This is a genomic window from Streptomyces sp. NPDC060194 (genome assembly GCF_042728285.1).
Taxonomy (GTDB): Bacteria; Actinomycetota; Actinomycetes; order Streptomycetales; family Streptomycetaceae; genus Streptomyces.
This window is the reverse complement of record NZ_JBHWZH010000031.1, coordinates 45,232-51,839: the sequence shown is the minus strand read 5'-3', so window position 1 is coordinate 51,839 and position 6,608 is coordinate 45,232. Positions and strand designations below refer to the sequence as shown.

The following is a 6,608-nucleotide window of genomic DNA, read 5'->3' as shown; positions in this document are numbered from 1 at the left end:
CCGTACGGGATCCCGTACGGCGGCCGCCCTCGTTCGCGTCAGGCCCCGTGCGCGGCCGCGGTCGCCAGCCGGTGCAGCCCCTGGATCGCCAGCGGGTAGCCCTCGACGCCGAACCCGACGACGATCCCCGCGGCGGCGGGCGACAGGTACGAGTGGTGCCGGAACGCCTCCCGCGCGTGCACGTTCGAGATGTGCAGCTCGATCATCCGCAGCCCCGCCCCCTTCACGGCGTCGTGCAACGCGACCGACGTGTGCGTGTACGCCCCCGCGTTCAGCACGGCCCCGATCAGCCGCCCCGCCGCCTGCTCCCGCCCCGCCCACTGCACCCAGTCGACCAGCTCCCCCTCGTGGTTCGACTGCCGGCAGTCCGCGCTCAGCCCCAGCTCCGCGGCGGTCTCCCGGCACATGTTCTCTACGTCTGCGAGCGTGTGCGCCCCATAGACCTCAGGCTCCCGCGTCCCGAGCAGGTTGAGATTGGGCCCGTTGAGCACGAGCACGACGGGCGAGGGTGACGACGACGTGAGTGACATACCCCCAGTATCGACCGCGGCACACCTTCTCTCCCGACCCGCCCCTTCCCGAAACCGGGGCTCTGCCCCTTCGCCCGCGGCCCGTTCCCGCGGCCGGAGGCCGCCCGGGGGTCCGGGGCGCAGCCCCGGTTCGGGGAAGGGGCGGGTAAGGGGAGAACACCGCCGATCGTCGGTACCCACCGTTCGCAATTGCTGAACGGTGCAGGCGTGTCCGTACGCCGGGAGCGATACCGTGCCGCCATGAGCGCACGCACCGAGTGGGACATCAAGAAGCTGCACATCCTGCGGACGCTCAGCGAGCGGGGGACGGTGACGGCGACGGCGGAGGCGTTGCTGATGACGCCGTCGGCGGTGTCGCAGCAGCTCAGCAACCTGGCCAAGCAGCTCGGCGTGCCGCTCCTGGAGGCGCACGGGCGCCGGGTGCGGCTCACCGACGCCGCGCACCTGGTGCTGCGCCACGCGGACGCCGTCTTCGCGCAGCTGGAGCGCGCGGAGGCGGAGCTGGACGCGTACGCGCACGGGGAGGCGGGCGAGGTGCGGGTCGGCGCGTTCTCGACCGCCGTCCCCGCCCTGGTCGTCCCCGCGGTCCGCGCGCTGCGGGGCCCGCACCCGGGCGTCGAGGTGCGGATCCGCGAGGCGGAGGCGGGCGAGGCGTACGCCCTGCTCGCCGCGGGCGACGTCGACCTCGCGCTGTCCCTCGCCGCGCACGCCCCGACCGCCCGCGACCCCCGCTTCGGCGTCGTCCCCCTGCTCGCCGACCCGCTCGACGTCGCCCTCCCGACCGCCCACCCCCTCGCCGACGCCCCCGGCCTGCGCCTCGCGGACCTGGCGCGCGAACGCTGGATCTACGGCAACAGCGGCCCCTGGTCGGAGATCACCGCGGCCGCCTGCGAGGCCGCCGGCTTCGTGCCGGAGCAGGCGCACAGCGCCGCCGGCTGGTCGGCGATCATGGCCATGGTCGAGGCGGGGATGGGCGTCGCCCTCGTCCCCCGGATGGCCGCCGCCGAGCGCCGGGCCGGGGTCGTGATGCGGGTGCTCAGCGCGGACCAGCCCCGGCGGCACGTGATCGCCGCCGTGCGCCGGGGCGCGGAGGACCGCGGCGCGGTGGCGCGCGTCCTGGAGGCGCTGCGGGACGTGGCACGCGGCCGAGCAAATGTTCAGCTGAACTGAACGACACGTGCGCAAAGTTTCGATGGACGCGGCCCGTCCGCGGCTGCCAAGGTCGGGACATGACCTCCGAGACCACGCCCCCGCAGCCCACCGACGCCCCCGACCCGCACGCCCACGACGCCGCACCCTACGGCGGCGGCGACCCGTACGCCGACTACCGCCGCTTCGGCGCGTTCGGCTTCACCGAGCTGGTCGACCTCGCCGACCGCCGGCTCGGCGGCGGCGTGATCGCCGCGAACGACGAGTTCTTCGCCGAGCGCGAGAACCTCCTCGTCCGCGAGCGCGCCGTGTTCGACCCCGAGCACTTCGGTCACAAGGGCAAGATCATGGACGGCTGGGAGACCCGCCGCCGCCGCGGCGCGTCCGGCGACGAGCCGTTCCCCACCCCCGAGGACCACGACTGGGCCGTCGTCCGGCTCGGCGCGCCCGGCGTGATCCGCGGGATCGTCGTCGACACCGCCCACTTCCGCGGGAACTACCCGCAGCAGGTGTCCCTCCAGGCCGCCTCCGTCGACGGCTTCGCGCCGGACGGCGACACGAAGTGGGTGGAGCTGGTCGCCCCCACCCAGATGCGCGGGCACGCCGCGAACGGCATCGCCGTCGACGACGACCGCCGCTGGACGCACGTCCGCCTCTGCCAGCACCCCGACGGCGGTGTGGCGCGGCTGCGGGTGCACGGCGAGGTGCTGCCCGACCCCGACTGGTTCGCGCTGCTCGGCGTCGTCGACCTGGTCGCGGCCGTGAACGGCGGCAGCTGCGAGGACGCCTCGGACCGCTTCTACTCCTCGCCGACGCAGGTCATCCTGCCCGGCACCTCCCGGAAGATGGACGACGGCTGGGAGAACCGCCGCCGCCGGGTCCGCGGCACGAACGACTGGGTGCGGTTCAGGCTGGCCGCGCAGGGCGAGATCCGCGCGGTGGAGATCGACACCGCCTACCTCAAGGGCAACGCGGCCGGCTGGATCGCGCTCAGCGGGCGCGACGGTGAGAGCGGCGAGTGGTTCGAGATCATCCCGCGCACCCGTCTGGAGCCCGACACCCTGCACCGCTTCCCGCTCGCCGGCCGGGCCGTCGCCACCGAGGTGCGGCTCGACACCTTCCCCGACGGCGGCGTCGCGCGCATGCGCCTGCACGGCTCGCTGACGGCGGCCGGCGACGCGGACCTCCGCGCCCGGTACGAGGCCGCCCGCCCCTGACGCCCCCCAACTCGACGCCTCCACACGCCGGTCGGACCGCATCACGGTCCGGCCGGCGTTTTGCCGTGCCCGTGCGCGAACCGTTGACAAACCACGGACCCCCCATGACTCTGTCACCGCAGTGTCCGCAAAAAATCAACAAGGCAACTCAAAAACTGCAATCAACGCGTGCAAGTTCTGGTTTGCCCTCCCCGCTCCGTCTGTTGCTCAGCCCCCCATGGAACAGAGGACCCCCTCATGAGATGGAAGCACCTCGGCTGGCGGATGATCACCGGCCTGATCATCGCCGGCCTGGTCACCGTCGGGCTGCTGCCCGTCACCGCCGCGGCGGCCGGCGGGCCCAACCTGGCCCTCGGCAGACCCGCCACGGCCAGCGGCTCCAACGGCCCCTACGGCGCCGGGAACATCACCGACGGCAGCCAGGCGTCGTACTGGGAGAGCCCCAACAACAGCTTCCCGCAGTGGGTCCAGGTGGACCTCGGGAGCAGCGTGGCGATCGACCAGGTGGCGCTGAAGCTGCCCACCGGTTGGGAGGCGCGCACCCAGACGCTCAGCGTGCAGGGCAGCACCAACGGCACCTCCTTCACGCCGCTGGTCGCCTCCGGGGCCCGCGCGTTCAACCCCGCGCAGGCCAACACCGTCACCCTGGACTTCACCTCCGCCACCGTCCGGTACGTCCGCGTGAACGTGACCGCGAACACCGGCTGGCCGGCCGCGCAGCTCTCCGAGCTGTCGGTCTTCGGCACGGCGGGCACCGACCCGGGCGGCCCCGTCGATCCCCCGCCGGCCGGCACCAACCTCGCCCGCGGCAAGGCGATCGAGGCGTCGTCGACCGCGCAGAACTACGTCGCGACCAACGCCAACGACGACAGCACCTCCACCTACTGGGAGGGCGGCAGCAACCCGTCCACGCTGACGGTGAAGCTGGGCGCCGCCGCCGACCTCTCCGGCGTGGTCCTCAAGCTCAACCCCGACCCGGTCTGGGGCACCCGCACCCAGTCGATCGAGGTCCTGGGCCGCACCCAGACGGGCACCTCCTTCACCTCGCTGAAGGCCCGCGCGGACTACACCTTCAACCCTGGCTCGAACCAGAACACGGTCAACATCGCGGTCTCCGGCCGGTACGCGGACGTCCAGGTGAAGATCTTCAGCAACACCGGGGCGCCCGCCGGGCAGGTCGCCGAGTTCCAGGTCGTCGGCACCGCGGCCCCGAACCCGGACCTGACCGTCACCGGCCTCGACTGGACGCCGTCGGCCCCCTCCGAGAGCGACACCGTCACCGTCAACGCGACCGTCCGCAACGCCGGGAACGCGGCCTCGCCCGCGACCACCGTGAACGTCAGCGTCGAGGGCACCGTCGCGGGCAGCGCGTCCGTCGGCGCGCTCGCCGCCGGCGCCTCGGCGACCGTCCCGGTCAGCATCGGCAAGCGGCCGCAGGGCAGCTACACCGTCTCCGCCGTCGTCGACCCGACCAACACGGTCGTCGAGCAGGACGACACCAACAACAGCCGCACCGCCACGGCCAAGCTGGCCGTCTCCCAGAGCCCCGGCCCCGACCTCCAGGTCACCGGGATCACCAGCAGCCCGGCGAACCCCGCCGTCGGCTCGCCCGTCAGCTTCACCGTCGCCGTCAACAACCGCGGCACCAGCGCGGTCGCCGCCGGCAGCACCACCCGCCTCGTCGCGGGCACCACCACGCTCAACGGCACCACCCCCACGGTCCCGGCCGGCGGCACGGTCAACGTGGCCGTCTCCGGCACCTGGACGGCCACCAGCGGCGGGGCCACCCTGACCGCGACGGCCGACGCGACCGGCACCGTCACCGAGACCAACGAGAACAACAACACCTTCGCCCGGTCCATCGTGGTCGGCCGGGGCGCCGCGGTGCCCTACGTCGAGTACGAGGCGGAGAGCGGCCGGTACAACGGCACGCTGCTGAAGACCGACGCCAAGCGCACCTTCGGGCACACCAACTACGGCACGGAGTCCTCCGGCCGCGAGTCCGTGCGGCTCGACTCCACCGGCCAGTTCGTCGAGTTCACCTCGACCAGCCCGGCCAACTCCATCGTGGTCCGCAACTCCATCCCCGACGCCCCCGGCGGCGGCGGACGCGAGGCGACCATCAGCCTCTACGCGAACGACACCTTCGTCCGCAAGATCACCCTCAGCTCCAAGCACAGCTGGCTGTACGGCAACACCGACCAGCCCGAGGGCCTGACCAACACCCCCGGCGGCGACGCCCGCCGCCTGTTCGACGAGTCCAACGCGCTGCTCACCCAGACGTATCCGCAGGGCACGAAGTTCAAGCTCCAGCGGGACGCCGGCGACAGCGCCGCGTTCTACGTCATCGACCTGATCAACCTGGAGCAGGTCGCCGCGCCCGCCGCCCAGCCGGCCGGCTGCGTCTCCATCACCACCTACGGCGCCGTCCCCAACGACGGCCTCGACGACTACGCGGCGATCCAGCGTGCGGTGACCGCCGACCAGAACGGCGACATCCCCTGCGTCTGGATCCCCGCCGGGCAGTGGCGCCAGGAGCAGAAGATCCTCACCGACGACCCGCTGAACCGCGGGCAGTACAACCAGGTCGGCATCAAGAACGTCACCATCCGCGGCGCCGGCATGTGGCACTCCCAGCTCTACACGCTCACCCCGCCGCACGCCGCCGGCGGCATCAACCACCCGCACGAGGGCAACTTCGGCTTCGACATCGACGACAACACCAAGATCTCCGACATCGCCATCTTCGGCTCCGGCACGATCCGCGGCGGCGACGGCAACCAGGAGGGCGGCGTCGGCCTCACCGGACGCTTCGGCAAGAACACGAAGATCGAGAACGTCTGGATCGAGCACGCGAACGTCGGCGCGTGGGTCGGCCGCGACTACGACAACATCCAGGAGCTGTGGGGCCCCGGTGACGGCCTCGAGTTCTCCGGCATGCGCATCCGCAACACCTACGCCGACGGCATCAACTTCGCCAACGGCACCCGCAACTCCACCGTCTTCAACTCGTCCTTCCGCAACAACGGCGACGACGCGCTCGCCGTCTGGGCCAGCAAGTACGTCAAGGACCCGTCCGTCGACATCGGCCACAGCAACAGCTTCCGCAACAACACCATCCAGCTGCCCTGGCGCGCCAACGGCATCGCGATCTACGGCGGTTACGGCAACAAGATCGAGAACAACATCATCGCCGACACCATGAACTACCCCGGCATCATGCTGGCGACCGACCACGACCCGCTGCCCTTCTCCGGGCAGACGCTCATCGCCAACAACGGGCTCTACCGCACCGGCGGGGCGTTCTGGAACGAGGACCAGGAGTTCGGCGCGATCACCCTGTTCCCGCAGAACCTGCCGATCCCCGGCGTCACCATCCGCGACACCGACATCATCGACTCCACCTACGACGGGATCCAGTTCAAGACCGGCGGCGGTCTCATGGCCGACGTCAAGATCCAGAACGTCCGCATCGACAAGTCCAACAACGGGTCCGGCATCCTCGCGATGGGCGGGGCGAGGGGCAACGCGACCCTCACCGACGTCACCGTCACCAACTCCGCCGAGGGCTCCGTCCTCATCGAACCCGGCTCCCAGTTCACCATCTCCGGCACCCCCTCCGGTGCCCCCGCCGCCCGCTCCAGCCTGGAAGGATCCGCCCGCCTCAGGTAACCCGCCCCCGAGCCCCGGCCCGGCCCGAGAGCCCCGCGCT

The 6,608-nt window shown here is 71.9% G+C and carries 4 protein-coding genes; 3 read left to right on the top strand and 1 reads right to left on the bottom strand.

The features are described from left to right. Positions 1-38 precede the first annotated feature (38 nt). Positions 39-530 carry a type II 3-dehydroquinate dehydratase gene (gene aroQ, locus ACFWEG_RS09830; protein ID WP_387211442.1) on the bottom strand — a complete coding sequence of 164 codons (492 nt, stop codon included), beginning with the start codon at positions 528-530 and terminating at the stop codon, positions 39-41. A 240-nt stretch (positions 531-770) separates the two neighbouring features. On the opposite strand from aroQ, the gene ACFWEG_RS09825 reads away from it, so the two are divergent. From ACFWEG_RS09825 to ACFWEG_RS09815, 3 genes are all read left to right on the top strand, one after another. After that, complete coding sequence (locus tag ACFWEG_RS09825; RefSeq protein ID WP_387211439.1) at positions 771-1,700, top strand: LysR family transcriptional regulator; 930 nt, start codon at positions 771-773, stop codon at positions 1,698-1,700. 59 nt (positions 1,701-1,759) lie between these two features. Beyond that, positions 1,760-2,896, top strand: coding sequence for an allantoicase (alc, locus tag ACFWEG_RS09820; protein ID WP_387211436.1), 1,137 nt, complete (start codon positions 1,760-1,762; stop codon positions 2,894-2,896). A gap of 237 nt (positions 2,897-3,133) precedes the next feature. After that, entirely contained in the window at positions 3,134-6,568 is a 3,435-nt protein-coding gene (locus tag ACFWEG_RS09815) for a CARDB domain-containing protein (RefSeq protein ID WP_387211434.1), read from the top strand. Positions 6,569-6,608: the final 40 nt, after the last annotated feature.

Coding starts and splice junctions, on each gene's coding strand:
- alc (WP_387211436.1), top strand. CDS start 1,760: ATGACCTCCGAGACCACGCCCCCGCAGCCCACCGACGCCCCCGACCCG.
- ACFWEG_RS09815 (WP_387211434.1), top strand. CDS start 3,134: ATGAGATGGAAGCACCTCGGCTGGCGGATGATCACCGGCCTGATCATC.
- ACFWEG_RS09825 (WP_387211439.1), top strand. CDS start 771: ATGAGCGCACGCACCGAGTGGGACATCAAGAAGCTGCACATCCTGCGG.
- aroQ (WP_387211442.1), bottom strand. CDS start 530: ATGTCACTCACGTCGTCGTCACCCTCGCCCGTCGTGCTCGTGCTCAAC.